Consider the following 14660-nt stretch of genomic DNA (forward strand, 5'->3'; position numbering starts at 1 on the left):
TGTAAACTGGATAGGAGTGATTGTCTTGAAGATTGCGATTGTAGGAGTTTGTGCTTCGGGGAAGACTACGCTGGTTGCCGGACTTAAGGCGGCTGGCTATGATGCTTATAATGTTGCGCAGGAACATTCCGGGATTCATGATTTTTGGGCGAAGCGCCATCCAGATATTTTGGTGATGATTGATGCCACCATGCCCGCTATCCATAAGCGGCGGGTTGTCTATTGGGATGAAAGCAGGCTGGAGGTGCAGCATAAGCGACTGGCAGATGCCAAGGCGCATGCCGACCTCTATATCCAGACGGACCAATACAACGCGCAGCAGGTGCGGGACAAGGTCATCAACTTCATTCAGGAATATAGAAAACGAAAGACAAAAGGGGATGAACTCTCTTGAGAAAGAACAATCTCATGAAGCTGATTGTCTGTGTCGTCGCCATCATTGGCATTTTCCTGGCCTTTGTAAAGCCGCTGGCTTTCTCGATTCGTCAGGGCCTCGATCTGCAGGGCGGTACCCATGTGGTGCTCGAAGCAGAGGACACAGATATTGCAAAAGTAAATGATGACGCCATGAACCGTGTGGTCACGATCATGGAAAAGCGCGTCAACTCTTTGGGCCTTACGGAGCCGATTATTCAGCGCGAAGGTGAGCGCCGGGTGATCATCGAACTGCCGGGCGTCAAAGATCCGGATGCGGCCATCAAGACCATCGGCAAGACTGCTATGCTGGAATTCAAGGATGAAGAAGGCAATACCGTGCTCACGGGTACGGACCTGAAGGATGCCCAGGCGGCAACCAATCAGCAGAGCGGCCAGAACGTGGTCAATCTGGAATTCTCCGATGAAGGTGCACAGAAGTTTGCCGACCTCACGACGAAAAACGTCGGCCGCACGATTGCCATCCTGCTGGACGGCGAAGTGCTGACGGCGCCGAATGTCCGCGAGCCGATTCTCGGCGGCAAGGCGGAAATCACGGGGCAGAAGACGCTGGAAGAAGCGCAGAACCTGGCTGTCGTGCTCCGAAGCGGTGCCCTGCCGGTCAAAGTCAACATCATCGAAACCCGTACGGTTGGCCCGACGCTTGGTCAGGACTCCAAGGATAAATCCGTCTTTGCCTTTGCTGTCGGCATTGGTGCGGTATTGATCTTCATGCTGCTGTTCTACCGCCTGTCCGGTTTTATCGCTGACGTGGCGTTGATGGCTTATACGGTAGTGCTGCTGGCGTTGCTGTACCTGCTCGATGCTACGCTGACTCTGCCTGGTGTAGCTGGTATCATCTTGTCCATCGGTATGGCCGTAGATGCTAACGTGCTGATTTTCGAGCACTTCAAGGAAGAATATCAGATTCAGGGCAAGACTCTGCGTCTGTCCATGGATGCAGGCTTCAAACGTGCGTTCACGACCATCTTTGACTCCAATATCACGACGATTATCGCCGCCGGTGTGCTGTTCTTCTTAGGCACAGGCACGATTCGCGGCTTTGCCATCACCCTTGGCTTGGGCACGATGCTGTCCATGTTGACGGCTATCACGCTTTCGCAGTATCTGCTGAAGCTCATGATCAATTCCAAGATTTCGGAAAATCCCGGTGCATATGGTGCTAACGGCTATATGCTGTGGAAAAAGGAGGACTTGAAGCATGAACAAGCTTGATATTGCCGGACGCTCCAAACTCTGGTTTGCCATTTCCAGCATCATCATCGTCGCCGGACTCATCTGCATGTTTACCCGGGGCTTTAACTTCGGTATCGACTTCACGGGCGGTACGATTATCGATCTGAAATTTGAACGCCCGGTGGCTATCGCTGAGGTGCGTACGAGTCTTGCTAAGTTTGGCCTCGAAGGTTCTCAGATCCAGCTGACCGGCGCAGAATCCGGAGTGACCGAAGCAGAAAATGTCATGATCCGTACAACGGACATGGAAGAGGAACAGCGCAAGGATGTCATGGCGGCCATCAAGACCGATGTGGGCAATTATGATGTGCTGCGCGAGGAAAAAGTCGGTGCCACGATTGGCGGCGAGCTGATTACCAATGCCGTATTGGCCCTTGTGGTTTCCTGGGCGCTGATCATTGCCTATGTAGCGTACCGCTTTGAATGGCGCTTTGGCGTGGCCGCGGTATTGGCCCTCGTTCACGATATCCTCATCGTGCTGGCGGTGTTCTCCTTCACGGGACGGCAGATCGATTCTTCGTTCATTGCAGCGCTGCTGACGATTGTTGGTTATTCCATCAACGATACCATCGTTATCTTTGACCGCATCCGAGAGAACCTCAAGCTGCATTTCCGCCGTGGCGGCGATGTGAACCATCTGGTCAACACTTCCGTATTCCAGACGCTCACGCGCTCTCTGTACACGGTGTTCACGGTTATGTTCACGACGTTTGCCCTGTATTTCTTCGGCGGCGAAACGACGAAGGACTTCGCCTTTGCCCTGCTGATCGGTTTCGGCAGCGGCTGTTATTCGTCCATCTTCATCGCCAGCCCGCTCTGGGTGGCACTCCGTAAGATGGGGGACAAGAAAAAGGTTGTGGCCAGTGCGGCTGCAGCCAAATAATACGATATGCTAAGACGCCCGGTGGGCTGGTAATATTTTTTCTCCGCTTAGACGTAAGCCGTCAAACGTTGCGGAAAAACATCACCAACCCGCCGGGCTTATTGTGTTGTAATGGACTTTGGCTGGACATACTGTTTGATTTTACAGCGAATAAAATTAGTTGTTTGGCAGGAATTGGCAGACACGCTGGAGAACTTACCAACGTAGATATATTTATGGAAAGGGAAAAGGAGGTTTAGTATGTTCAAACGTATATTGATAGCCTTTGCTGTTGCAGTATCACTGATGTTCACCGTGGTGCCGGATGGCTGTGCGGAGGCAGATTCGGTTTATATGGGGACATACAGTGATGGTACGAATGCCTATCTCTTGACGGAAAGTGTATATCTGAAGAGCAGAAGCCCATACACTTTCGATTGCACCATCGTCTACTCGGGAGTCAGCCTGTATTACTCTTTTTATCCCGTGAATGGCAGCCCGTATTACCGTAATTCTGAAGGGTATGAGGGCTATGTTTTTGGGGGCCAGTCGCCGGTGGCTTCGAATATCTATCAATATGTGGTGAATCACTGGTAAAATTCTACAGACAAAAAATGCGGTCCCTGACGTGGGGACCGCATTAATTATTTAGTTGGCCATAACGCTTTGCGCCATGGCTTTCATGGTTTCAATTGCCCGATACCGGTTGGAGTAATGTTCTGTCATGATCACGAGGATTATGGCTCTGCCGTTTTGATAGATAATGCCGCCGTCATCATAGAGCCCGCCCAGTTCGCCGGTTTTATGCGCGATAACAGCCCCAGGAAGTGCTGCAGGGAAACATTCGGTGTCGGTCTGTCCTTTTAGATAGGAAAGCATGATCTCATCCTGTTCGTAACCGACACATTCGTGGTTATAGATGCGCTGAAAAATATTTCCCAAATCGGTTACCGAGGTGTAATTGTCCCGTCCTGCATTTACAGCAGCAAAATCCATCATCTTTCTGGCCAGAGTGGTATCATTGTAGCCGTTGCGCCGGATATAGGCGTTGATGTCATCCATCCCGAGTAAATCGATGATAAGATTGGTGGCGGTATTGTCACTTTCGGTTATCATCAGGCGCAGGACGGTATCCAGCGGCAGGACGGTTCCGCTGGCATAGCCGCAGAGTACGCCGGCACCGCCGACCTTGTCCTTGCTATGGAGAGTTATGCCTGTATTCAGGGCAAGCTGCCCATCACGGACTTTTTCCATAGCATCTGCCAGCAGGAAGACTTTGATCATACTGGCGGAGCGCATGGGCTCGGATTGGTATATATATGGTTCACGGCTTTCCTGAGGATAAGCGGCGTAGAGTGAGTAGCGCGTGCTGTCGGCATTGGATAAGCCTGTAATCGCCTCGGCCAATGCCGTGTTGCTGTTATCTGCATTGGCATGAGCCTCGGGCAGACTTGCAGGCAGCGACGCGGTCTCCTTTGTTAGCAGGCTGGGAAGGATAAACAGCGCCAGCATGATAATTCCTGCGGGTAAGATAAACTTAGGGAAAATGACTTTTTTGCTTCTCATAGTAACACGCCCTTCTTGTTGATATATCTGATTCCTATTGTAACAGATAAGGAAGGATTTTGACTTAGCAATGCTAATTATTCGGCATGAGCTTGATGATTCCTGCTGAAAGTTGCAAAAAAATGTCTTTTGAAAAATTTCAAAATTTATGTTAAAATAATAGCAATGGCTTCCTGGATCGTTATTATTTCTTCTTGATAATGGGGGTGGGTGCTTGTTACAAATCGGTGATAAGGTGGTCTATCCAATGCATGGTGCCGGCATCATTGCCGGCATTGAGAAGTGTGAGGTTTTGGGTGAGGGCAGGTCATACTATGTTCTGCAGATGCCGCTCGGGGATATGAAGGTGATGATTCCTGCGGATAAGGCAGACCATATTGGCCTCAGGGATGTGATTCCGGAAGAACGGGTGGACGAAGTGCGGGATGTGCTTGAGGATGAGCCGGACCGCCTGCTGGGCACCTGGAACCGGCGGTATCATACGAATCTGGAACGGCTGAAGTCCGGGGATATTTGCGATGCGGCGGCTGTAACCCGCAATCTTGTGGTGCAGGAACGGGAACGGCGCATATCAGCAGGCGAGCGCAGGCTTTTAGATCTGGCCCGTCAGATCGTGGTCAGTGAACTCGTATATGCCTGCGATAAGAGTCCGGCAGAAGTAGAGGACTGGATGGATGATATCCTGGCGGCTAATGGAAGCAAGTGAATAAGGGGCAGGTAGTTGCAACTATCTGCCTTTTTTATCGTTGACAGTGGCAGGTGAAATTTACTATACTTAAAGTTATGCAAGTAAATATCATAGGAAGGAGGTGATCTGATGTTAGACCGAGTTTTGCGTTTCTTCATTATCCTGTTGTTCGCGATTGCGGGCGGGGCACTTCTCAATATGGCCACGCCGTTTCTGACCTTTTTTATCAGCACTGAGATCCTGGAAACAGAGATGGGCTTTTTCAAGCTGTCCATTGCTGGTTTCCTGAGCATTCTCTTTGGGGCCGCCCTGGGCGCAGCCTCTGGTTTTCTCTTATCTCCTTTTTTCATCCGCAAACTCAAGGGCTTTGCCGTGTTTGTGGAGGCACAGCTAAACAAGATGCCGACGCATGACGTGATAGCTGGTGCCATTGGTTTACTTATCGGACTCATTATTGCAAATCTGCTGGGGTATGCTTTCTCGAAGATTCCTGTGGTAGGGGAGTATATCCCGGTCGTGTTCAGCATCGTGCTGGGCTATCTTGGCATTCATATCATGATAAAAAAGCGCTCGGAGCTCGTGAGCATCTTTGACTTCATTCCGAAGTTCATGAAGGAATTGGTCAAGATCCGGGAGGCCAAGCAGGCGGCAGCGCCGAAACTAGCGGCGGCTGAAACTGGTGAGCAGCCTTGTTATAAGCTGCTGGATACCAGCGTCATCATCGATGGGCGCATTGCCGATATTTGCGAAACGGGCTTTTTGGAAGGCACGCTGTTGATTCCAGTGTTCGTGCTGGAAGAACTCCAGCATATCGCCGATTCGGCCGATGCCTTGAAGCGGGTACGCGGCCGCCGGGGGTTGGATATCCTGCAGAAAATCCGCAAGGAATCCCGCATGAAGGTGGAAATCACCGAGGTGGATTTCGAGGATATCCCTGAAGTGGATTCCAAACTCGTGCAGTTGGCACAGCAGGTGGGGGGCAAGATCATCACCAATGATTTCAACCTCAACAAAGTAGCGCAGCTGCGGGGCGTGGAAGTCCTGAACATCAATGCTCTGTCCAATGCCGTGAAACCTGTGGTCATCCCTGGGGAAACCATGCAGGTGGCGATTGTCAAATCCGGCAAGGAGGCAGGCCAGGGCGTGGCCTATCTCGAAGACGGCACCATGATTGTCGTGGAAAACGGCAACCATTACATGGGCGAGACCATTGAGGTGGAAGTGACGTCTGCCCTGCAGACAGCGGCAGGCCGAATGATTTTTGCCAAGCCGAAAAATTAAGTATGTGGTTAAGCCTTCCCCTCGGAGGGAAGGCTTAATTTCTTAGGAGTTGATTTCATGGTCAGTGTTATTTTCCCGGCCGCTGGGCAGGGAAAACGAATGCAGGCTGGTATAAATAAAGTGCTCTTGACTTTAGCGGGAGAGCCTATATTGGTGCGCACCTTAAAGACGTTCGCCGCGGTGGAAGAAGTGGGAGAGCTTATCGTGGTAGTCGCTGCTGATGAAGTGGCGACAGTGGAAACGCAGCTGCGCAAGGTACGCGGGCTGAAGCCTTTGCAGGTGGTGGCCGGCGGCAGCGAGCGCCAGTATTCCATCTACAATGGGCTGCAGAAGGTGGCCCAAGATGCTGATGTGGTGCTGGTGCATGATGCGGCCCGGCCCATGGTGACGGCCAAGACCATTCAGGCAGTTATCGATACGGCTCGCACTAAGGGCGGCGCCATTGCGGCAGTGCCCGCCAAGAACACCATCAAGGTGGTGGATGCTGACGGACTGGTGGTGGATACGCCGCCGCGCAGCACCCTTTGGGAAGTGCAGACGCCGCAGGGCTTCCGCAAGGAAATCCTGCTCGAGGCCAATGAGGCGGCCATTGCCGATGATTTCCTGGGCACGGATGATGCGAGTCTCGTAGAGCGCATCGGTGTTCCTGTGGCCGTGGTGCAGAGTGATTACCGCAATATCAAGGTGACCACGCCGGAAGACCTGCTGATTGCTGAAGCCTTCCTGAAATGTACGGCTGAGGATGAAGCACGGAGCCTGCAGGCAGCGGCCGCTGAGGCGCGCGAAGCGTGGTTGAAGGAGGCAAAATCATGACAAGATTTGGCATGGGCTATGATGTCCATCGTCTGGTGGAAGGACGCAAGCTCATTATCGGGGGCGTGGAAATCCCCCATACGTTAGGCCTGTTGGGCCATTCCGATGCAGATGTATTGCTCCATGCGGTGGCAGATGCCCTGCTCGGCGCGGCAGCTTTGGGCGATATCGGCCGTCATTTCCCCGATACAGATCCGCAGTTCAAGGGCGCTGACAGCATGAAGCTGCTGGCGCATGTGGCGGAACTGATCAAGGAAAAAGGCTATGTGACGGGCAACGTGGATGCGACCATCGTGGCCCAGAAGCCCAAGATGAAGGATTTTATCCCGCAGATGAACGCAAATATCGCTCGTGTGCTCGGGATTGAACTAGACCAGGTAAATGTCAAGGCCACCACTGAGGAAAAGCTCGGCTTTACCGGCAGTGAGGAAGGTATCTCCGCCTATGCGGTGGCAGGTATCGAAAAGGTCTGACCAGGAGGAATCTCAATGTTAAAAGTATACAATACCATGACACGCAGCAAAGAAGAGTTCAAACCCTTGAAAGAGGGGGAGGCCAGCATCTACTGCTGCGGCGTCACGCCTTATAACCATCCCCATATCGGCAATGCCCGTCCGTTCGTGACCTGGGATGTGATTCGCCGTTACCTTGCCCACAAAGGCTACAAGGTACGCTATATCCAGAACTTCACGGATGTGGATGACAAGATCATCCGCACGGCCAACGAAGAAGGCGTGAAGTGGAGCGATATTTCCGGCCGTTATATTGACGCATACTTCAAGGCCATGGATGCCCTGAACGTCAAGCGGGCGGATATCTATCCCCGGGTAAGTGAAACGATCCCTGACATCATCGCTATGGTGCAGAAGCTCGTGGACAAGGGCTATGCCTATGCCGTGGATAATGGGGATGTATTCTACCGCGTGGAAAAATTTGCGGGCTATGGCAAACTCAGTGGCCGCAAGCTCGAAGACATGCAGGCCGGTGCCCGCATTGATGTCGATGAGCGCAAGGAACATCCGATGGACTTTGCCCTCTGGAAGGCCGCTAAGCCCGGCGAACCGAGCTGGGACAGCCCCTGGGGCAAAGGCCGTCCGGGCTGGCATATCGAGTGCTCCACCATGTCCCTGAAATATTTGGGTGAGAAGTTCGACTTCCATGGCGGCGGCAGCGACCTGATCTTCCCGCATCATGAAAATGAGATTGCCCAGAGTCAGGCCTGCATCGGGGACGAGCACAGCTTTGCCCAGTATTGGCTGCACAATGGCTTCATCACCATCCATAACGAGAAGATGTCCAAGTCCAAGAACAACTTCTTTACGGTGAAGGATATTTTGGCTGAGTACCCGGGTGAGGTGGTGCGCTTCTTCATCCTGCAGACGCATTACAGAAGCCCGCTGGATTTCAGCGACGAGCGCCTCAAGGAAGCGCAGACGAGCCTGAACCGTCTGGCCCAGTCCAAGGGCTTTATGGATGAACTGCTGGCCAAATCCGGCCAGAGCGATACGGCCAAGGAATTGGCAGACAAAGCTGCCGGCTATGTCAAGGAATTCCATGAAGCCATGGATGATGACTTCAATACGGCCCTGGCCATCAGTCAGATCTTTGCCTTGTCCAAGGACATCAACATTTACTATCAGGATGTCATGAACAAGGGCACGGCTTTCGACAGCGAAAACTTTGCCAAGGTGGCAGCGGCTTACAAGCTTATGACGAGCATTATCGGCATCTTCGAACAGGCAGAGGCTGCGGATGATGAACTGGCCAACAAGCTCATGGATCTCATCATCAATATCCGTCAGGATGCCCGCAAGGAAAAGAACTGGGGCCTGGCTGACAAGATCCGCGATGAACTGAAGGAAGCCGGGGTAATCCTTGAGGATACGCCCAATGGGGTACGGTGGAAAAAGGCATGAAGTTTGACCATTTTAAGATGCTCGTCGAGATGATGTTTCAGCCGGATGGCGACGGGGGCATTTTGCAGCGTTATCAGGATGTGGATGTAAAGCAGCTCAACCCTTTGGTATTGGCCTATGTGGGGGATGCCTACTTCCATCTCTTTATGCGTACGCGTCTGCTCTCCTATGAGCAGGCCAAGGTGCAGGCACTCCACTCCTTCAGCGCCCAGATGGTTTCGGCGGTCTGGCAGGCCAAGGCCTATCAGGGCATTGAGGGAGCACTCACCGAGGAGGAGAAAGCCATCTACCGCCGGGGCCGCAATGCCAAGAGCCATGCGCCGCGCAGTGCGTCCGTGGCCGAATATCATGCCAGCACCGGCTTTGAGGCCCTGCTCGGCAGCCTCTATCTTTCCGAGCAGCATGAACGGCTCTACGAGATTGCGGAAATGTCCTTCCAGATTATCTCGCAGGCCATGATGAAGGAAATACGGGAGAAGAATTAACGAATGATCAAGGTAAAATTACTGAACTATACGCCGGAGCCGGAGCGGGCTGTGGCGATGGCCGCAAGGCTCTGCTACTCGGCTAGTGGTGCCGAGGAATTGGCGGAAAAACTGAGTGACGAAAAGGTGAAGGAAATGGTGCGCCGTATGGTGGCTTTGGGCCATGGCTCCACTTTGGAACACGCCAGCTTCACTTTCGGCATTGAAGGCGTGAGCCGCGTGCTGACGCATCAGCTCGTGCGTCACCGCATCGCTTCCTATGACCAGCAGTCCCAGCGCTATGTGGCAGCTCATGGCTTCCAGTACATCACGCCGCCATCCATTGCCGAAAAGCCCGAGGCTCTGGCCAAATATGAGACGCTGCTCGAAGAAATCCGCAAGACTTATGACGAGCTTACGGAAATGGGCGTGCCCAAGGAAGATGCCCGCTATGTGCTGGCCAATGCCACGGAGACGAAAATCCTCGTGACCATGAATGCCCGCAGCCTCATGCACTTCTTCAACCTGCGCTGCTGCAACCGGGCTCAGTGGGAAATCCGCGAGATGGCCTACAAGATGCTGGCCGAGGCCAAGAAAGTTGCGCCGACGCTGTTCTTCAATGCAGGGGCCAGTTGCGTCAACACAGGGCGCTGTCCGGAAGGTGCCATGACCTGCGGCAAGCTCAGCGAGATGCTGAAACTGCGGGAGAAGGAATAAGATTATGCGAAACGACAATAAAAAGGAAACGACGCGTGCCAAAAGACGCGATAACCAGAAAAATGCGCGGGGCGGAGTGCGCAAGAATGTTCCAGCTGAGCGTTCCAGCCGGGAAAAACTGACGCGTCAAAAATTGACAAGTCAGGCTTTTGCGCACGAAGTCCGGGAATCCCGGAGCGTGCAGGATGTACGGGAACTGCCCGAAGACGTGCTGATTGGCCGCAATGCCGTGACCGAAGCCCTGCGCGCCGGCCGTGGCATCAACAAGATCCTGCTGGCCGACGGCGACCGGGAAGGGCAGGTCAGTGAAATCGTGGCGCTGGCCAAGGAGCGCGGCATTGTCCTGCAGTTCGTGGAGCGCGGCAAGATTGAGTCTGTAGCGTCCGGCTTGCGCCATCAGGGCGTGTTGGCCTATGTGGCCCCGGTAGCCTATGCCGAACTCGACGATATCCTGGCCAAGGCCGAAGCAGCTGGGCAGCCGCCTTTCCTGCTGTTGCTGGATGAATTGGAAGATCCGCATAATCTCGGCGCACTCCTGCGTACGGCCGATGCTACGGGCGTACATGGCGTGCTGATCCCGAAGCGCCGCAGTGTGCCCCTTACGGCCACTGTGGCCAAGACTTCTGCCGGTGCTGTGGAATATGTGCCCGTCGCTCGTATCGGCAATATTTCCCAGACCTTGAAAGCGCTCAAGGAAAAAGGCTTCTGGGTGGCTGGTGCCGATATGGATGGCAGCCAGAATTACTATGAAGCTGACCTGACTGGCCCGCTGGTCCTCGTGGTAGGCAGCGAGGGCAAGGGTATGGGGCGTCTGACCAAAGAGCAGTGTGATTTCATCGTGAAGATGCCGATGGTGGGCAAGATCAATTCGCTCAATGCTTCCGTAGCTGGTTCCATCCTGATGTATGAATCCATGCGTCAGCGTTTGGCAAAGAAAAGTTGATACTTTACAACAAATATTGCTTAAGGGGACTAAAGTCCTATGACCTTCCTTGACTATTACCTTGTAATAGGGGTATAATCAAAACGTATTAGGGGATTGCAAGAATGAAAACTGGGGAAGTTTTCAGTAAAGGGGAACGTGCGATGGAAGCAGAACAAACTACAGAAGATTTATTTGTAGAAGAAATCTACAGTGAATTCGCCAAACTCACGGACGAGGAGATACTGCTGGCCATCAAGGATAGCAACGACAAGGCCGCGTTGGATTATTTGATCAACAAATATCGTAATTTCGTGCGCGCTAAAGCTCGTTCCTATTTCTTGATTGGGGCAGATCGTGAAGACATCATTCAGGAAGGCATGATTGGCTTTTACAAAGCGATACGGGATTTTCGCAATGATAAGCTGTCCTCCTTCCGGGCTTTTGCGGAATTGTGTGTCACACGGCAGATCATCACGGCTATCAAGACCGCAACGAGGCAAAAGCATATTCCACTCAACTCTTATATCTCGCTGAACAAGCCCATCTATGATGAGGATTCGGATCGAACCCTATTGGATGTCCTTTCCGGGGCCAAGGTAACGGATCCGGAAGAACTGGTCATCAGCCGGGAAGAGTTTGTGGATATCGAAAAGAAGATGGAAGAGATCCTCTCCGATTTGGAATGGAAGGTCCTCATGAGCTATCTTGATGGCAAGAGCTATCAGGAGATTGCCGAAGACCTGCACCGCCATGTGAAATCCATTGACAACGCTTTGCAGCGCGTAAAGCGGAAGCTGGAGAAATACATGGAAAAACGCGGGGATGAACTCGACGTAACCACCATCTACCGGGGGCTTAGCTCCATTAACCGCCGCCTGCGCGGCATTGATGAAGACGATTATCTGCGTTGAAATCATTTATAAGAATTGTAGGATTGACCGGTCAATTTTGACCGGTCAGTTTTTTTGTAACAAGAACAAACAATACTGTCTATGACAAATTACATTGAATGGCAAAAATATCTATGCTATAATTTTATTCGTGATATCTCCGAGCCAAGTGATCTAAGGCAGGGCGCATTGCTATGATGCTTGGCCGGAACGGGATTCCGTTCCCGGGTGCAGGGAGAAATCCTTACACCTTCCGCAATTTGAAAAGGAGTGGTAGAAATGAGAAAAATTTTTGCGCTGGTGATGTCTGTGGTGATGATGCTGGCCTTAGGCTGTGGCAGTGAACAGGCTAAGCCGGAGAAAAAGGCTGAGCCCGTGGAACTGCATGTGGCAGCGGCGGCCAGCCTGACGGATGTGATGCAGGAAATAGCGGCAAACTACGAGAAGGAACATCCAAATGTGAAGATCACCTTCAATTTCGGCAGTTCCGGTGCTTTGCAGCAGGCCATCCAGAACGGTGGTCAGACGGATTTGTTCTTCTCGGCGGCGCAGAAGCAGATGAACGCACTGGAAAAGGATGGATTGCTGGCTGATGGGACCCGCAGGGACTTATTGGTCAATGAAGTGGTGCTGATCGTACCGCGTGAGGGCGGCAAGGCAATCACGGATTTCCAGCAGCTGACAGGCGCAGATATCCGGCATATCGCCTTGGGCGAGCCCAAGGGCGTGCCGGTGGGGCAGTATGCTGAGGAAGTATTCACGAAATTAGGCCTTCTTGAGTCCATCAAGGGCAAGGCAGTCTATGGTTCGGATGTGCGGCAGGTGCTTTCCTGGGTGGAATCCGGTGATGCTGATTGCGGTGTGGTCTATGCAACCGATGCAGCCGTGTCCAAAAAGGTCAAAGTCGCAGCCAAGGCACCGGCGGATACCCATAAGCCGATTATCTATCCGGCAGCTGCCCTGAAGGAATCCAAGCATCTGGCTGAAGCTAAGGATTTTTTGGCGTATGCTGCTAATGATGCAAATAAGAAGCTCTTTGAAAAATATGGTTTTGAAGTGAAGTAAGAGGTAGATCATGGAACTGTCACCGCTTTTGATTACCCTGCAGACGGCAGGCGCAGCAACGGTAGCAACGTTCTTCATCGGCATTGGCCTGGCCCTGATGGTGGTGCGCCTGAAGCGCTTTCAGGGACTGGCTGATGCCGTTATTACGTTGCCGATGGTTTTGCCGCCTACCGTTGTCGGTTTTTTCCTGTTATTGTTGTTTGGCAAGCGCAGCCTGATTGGCCGTTTTTTGCTGCAATTCGATATTACACTGGTTTTCACCTGGAAAGCGGCGGTTATCGCGGCCATCGTGGTATCCTTGCCGTTGATGTACCGCACGGCCCGCGGGGCCTTTGAGCAGATCGATCCGCATATCATCCATGCTGCCCGCACCTTGGGCGTATCGGACTGGCGGATCTTCTGGCATATCCTGCTGCCCAATGCCAGGGCAGGGATATTAGCCGGATTGGTGCTTTCCTTTACGCGGGCGTTGGGCGAGTTTGGCGCGACCATCATGTTTGCGGGCAATATCCCCGGTGTCACGCAGACCATGAGCACGGCCATCTATGCAGCGGTGCAGGCCAACGACTATGATCTGGCCGGGGAGTGGGCTATCATCATCGTGGCGTTCTCGCTGTTTTTCGTTGTGCTCATGAACTGGTGGATTGCCCGCAAGGCAAAAGGAGTGGCCGTATGGAATTGAGCGTGAAGATTGAAAAGAAGCTGAGGAACTTCACCCTGCGGGCGGATTTTTCGGCTAAGGATGAGGTCTTTGCCTTGTTGGGGGCTTCGGGCTGTGGCAAGAGCATGACGCTCAAATGTATTGCGGGCATCGAAACACCGGACAGGGGGCGCATTGTGCTGAATGGCCGGGTGCTCTTCGACAGTGAGGCGGGCATCAATCTGAAACCGCAGGCGCGCAAGGTCGGCTATCTCTTTCAGAATTATGCCCTGTTTCCCAATATGACCATTGCCGAAAATATCGCCTTTGTGGCCAGCGGGGACAAGGCTGAAAAAAAGCGCAAGGTGCAGGCGAATCTGGCAAGGTTCAAGCTGACGGAAGTGGCGCAGGCCTATCCCCACGAACTATCCGGTGGCCAGCAGCAGCGTGCGGCCTTTGCCCGCATCCTGGCCGCTGATGTGGAACTGCTGCTGTTGGATGAACCCTTCGCTGCCCTGGACAGCTATCTGAAATGGCAGCTGGAAATGGAACTGGGCGATGTGCTCGCGGATTACGATGGCGCTGCCCTGCTGGTCTCTCATGACCGGGGCGAGGTCTATCGCCTGGCCGACCGCATCGCCGTGATCGACCAGGGGCAGATGGAGGCGGTGCACACAAAGCATGGCCTGTTCCAAGATCCTGCGACATTAGCGGCAACTTTGCTGACCGGCTGCAAGAATATATCTGCTGTGAAACGGATTGCCCCGGATAGGATACTGGCTGTTGACTGGCAGCTGGAACTGCAGGTGGCCGGTGCGGTGTCCGAGGATGTCCGTTTTGCTGGTATTCGTGCCCATTATATGGAAGTGGCCGCCGGCCCGGGCGAAAACACCTATGCCATGGAGGTAATCAAGGTGGTTGAAGATGTTTTTTCCTATTTAATTATGCTGCGCCGGCAGGGGACCGAGGCCAGGCCCCTGCGTCTGGAACTGGCAAAGGATGAATGGCAAAAAATAAAAAATCCCACAACTCTTTATCTGCGCCTGCCTGCGGCGAAGCTCATGCTGATGGAGCACTGAAACGTGATATTTGATATTGCACAACGGGCGGGAATTTGCTACAATATATACCGTTACGACAAGTATTAACCACAATATATAGA

Annotated in this window: 17 protein-coding genes and 1 riboswitch; of the genes, 16 read left to right on the plus strand and 1 reads right to left on the minus strand. The window is 52.8% G+C overall.

Going from position 1 to position 14660, the window contains the following annotated elements:
• Positions 1 to 16 precede the first annotated feature (16 nt).
• The 4 genes from BLQ59_RS01025 (at position 17) to BLQ59_RS01040 (ending at position 3130) form a co-directional block, all read left to right on the plus strand.
• Complete coding sequence (locus tag BLQ59_RS01025) at positions 17 to 394, plus strand: hypothetical protein (RefSeq protein ID WP_256324563.1); 378 nt, start codon at positions 17 to 19, stop codon at positions 392 to 394.
• A gap of 14 nt (positions 395 to 408) precedes the next feature.
• Positions 409 to 1650, plus strand: a complete 1242-nt coding sequence (gene secD, locus BLQ59_RS01030) for a protein translocase subunit SecD (RefSeq protein WP_074571203.1) — start codon at positions 409 to 411, stop codon at positions 1648 to 1650.
• Entirely contained in the window at positions 1637 to 2554 is a 918-nt protein-coding gene (secF, locus tag BLQ59_RS01035; RefSeq protein ID WP_074570917.1) for a protein translocase subunit SecF, read from the plus strand. Before secD ends, secF begins: the two co-directional genes overlap by 14 nt.
• A gap of 240 nt (positions 2555 to 2794) precedes the next feature.
• Positions 2795 to 3130: a hypothetical protein gene (locus BLQ59_RS01040; RefSeq protein WP_074570919.1), complete on the plus strand. Its 336-nt coding sequence runs from the start codon at positions 2795 to 2797 to the stop codon at positions 3128 to 3130.
• A gap of 51 nt (positions 3131 to 3181) precedes the next feature.
• Here BLQ59_RS01040 and BLQ59_RS01045 read toward each other — a convergent pair whose 3' ends face one another.
• Positions 3182 to 4099 carry a serine hydrolase gene (locus BLQ59_RS01045; RefSeq protein WP_074570922.1) on the minus strand — a complete coding sequence of 306 codons (918 nt, stop codon included), beginning with the start codon at positions 4097 to 4099 and terminating at the stop codon, positions 3182 to 3184.
• Between the two features lie 214 nt (positions 4100 to 4313).
• On the opposite strand from BLQ59_RS01045, the gene BLQ59_RS01050 reads away from it, so the two are divergent.
• From BLQ59_RS01050 to BLQ59_RS01105, 12 genes are all read left to right on the plus strand, one after another.
• Complete coding sequence (locus BLQ59_RS01050) at positions 4314 to 4805, plus strand: CarD family transcriptional regulator (RefSeq protein ID WP_074570924.1); 492 nt, start codon at positions 4314 to 4316, stop codon at positions 4803 to 4805.
• Between the two features lie 111 nt (positions 4806 to 4916).
• Entirely contained in the window at positions 4917 to 6068 is a 1152-nt protein-coding gene (locus BLQ59_RS01055) for a PIN/TRAM domain-containing protein (protein WP_074570927.1), read from the plus strand.
• Between the two features lie 57 nt (positions 6069 to 6125).
• Positions 6126 to 6881: a 2-C-methyl-D-erythritol 4-phosphate cytidylyltransferase gene (gene ispD / locus BLQ59_RS01060; protein WP_074570931.1), complete on the plus strand. Its 756-nt coding sequence runs from the start codon at positions 6126 to 6128 to the stop codon at positions 6879 to 6881.
• The gene (ispF, locus tag BLQ59_RS01065) at positions 6878 to 7354 is read left to right on the plus strand and encodes a 2-C-methyl-D-erythritol 2,4-cyclodiphosphate synthase (RefSeq protein ID WP_074570933.1); all 477 of its coding nucleotides are present in this window, start codon (positions 6878 to 6880) and stop codon (positions 7352 to 7354) included. The genes ispD and ispF overlap by 4 nt, the downstream gene beginning before the upstream one ends.
• A gap of 15 nt (positions 7355 to 7369) precedes the next feature.
• Positions 7370 to 8797, plus strand: a complete 1428-nt coding sequence (gene cysS, locus BLQ59_RS01070; protein ID WP_074570936.1) for a cysteine--tRNA ligase — start codon at positions 7370 to 7372, stop codon at positions 8795 to 8797.
• Positions 8794 to 9282 (plus strand): Mini-ribonuclease 3, encoded by a 489-nt coding sequence (locus BLQ59_RS01075; RefSeq protein ID WP_074570939.1) that lies wholly within the window; start codon positions 8794 to 8796, stop codon positions 9280 to 9282. The genes cysS and BLQ59_RS01075 overlap by 4 nt, the downstream gene beginning before the upstream one ends.
• A 3-nt stretch (positions 9283 to 9285) precedes the next feature.
• Positions 9286 to 9978, plus strand: a complete 693-nt coding sequence (thyX, locus tag BLQ59_RS01080) for an FAD-dependent thymidylate synthase (RefSeq protein ID WP_074570942.1) — start codon at positions 9286 to 9288, stop codon at positions 9976 to 9978.
• A gap of 4 nt (positions 9979 to 9982) precedes the next feature.
• The gene (rlmB, locus tag BLQ59_RS01085) at positions 9983 to 10921 is read left to right on the plus strand and encodes a 23S rRNA (guanosine(2251)-2'-O)-methyltransferase RlmB (protein ID WP_256324564.1); all 939 of its coding nucleotides are present in this window, start codon (positions 9983 to 9985) and stop codon (positions 10919 to 10921) included.
• Positions 10922 to 11064: 143 nt separating this feature from the next.
• Complete coding sequence (gene sigH, locus BLQ59_RS01090; RefSeq protein ID WP_014423919.1) at positions 11065 to 11814, plus strand: RNA polymerase sporulation sigma factor SigH; 750 nt, start codon at positions 11065 to 11067, stop codon at positions 11812 to 11814.
• A 125-nt stretch (positions 11815 to 11939) separates the two neighbouring features.
• Positions 11940 to 12080: riboswitch (molybdenum cofactor riboswitch) on the plus strand.
• Positions 12073 to 12858, plus strand: coding sequence for a molybdate ABC transporter substrate-binding protein (modA, locus tag BLQ59_RS01095; protein WP_074570945.1), 786 nt, complete (start codon positions 12073 to 12075; stop codon positions 12856 to 12858). Its footprint overlaps the riboswitch before it by 8 nt.
• A gap of 10 nt (positions 12859 to 12868) precedes the next feature.
• The gene (gene modB, locus BLQ59_RS01100) at positions 12869 to 13540 is read left to right on the plus strand and encodes a molybdate ABC transporter permease subunit (protein ID WP_074570948.1); all 672 of its coding nucleotides are present in this window, start codon (positions 12869 to 12871) and stop codon (positions 13538 to 13540) included.
• Positions 13531 to 14577: a sulfate/molybdate ABC transporter ATP-binding protein gene (locus BLQ59_RS01105; RefSeq protein WP_074570951.1), complete on the plus strand. Its 1047-nt coding sequence runs from the start codon at positions 13531 to 13533 to the stop codon at positions 14575 to 14577. Before modB ends, BLQ59_RS01105 begins: the two co-directional genes overlap by 10 nt.
• Positions 14578 to 14660: the final 83 nt, after the last annotated feature.

Source organism: Pseudoselenomonas ruminantium, from assembly GCF_900104055.1.
Taxonomy (GTDB): domain Bacteria; phylum Bacillota; class Negativicutes; order Selenomonadales; family Selenomonadaceae; genus Selenomonas_A; species Selenomonas_A ruminantium_C.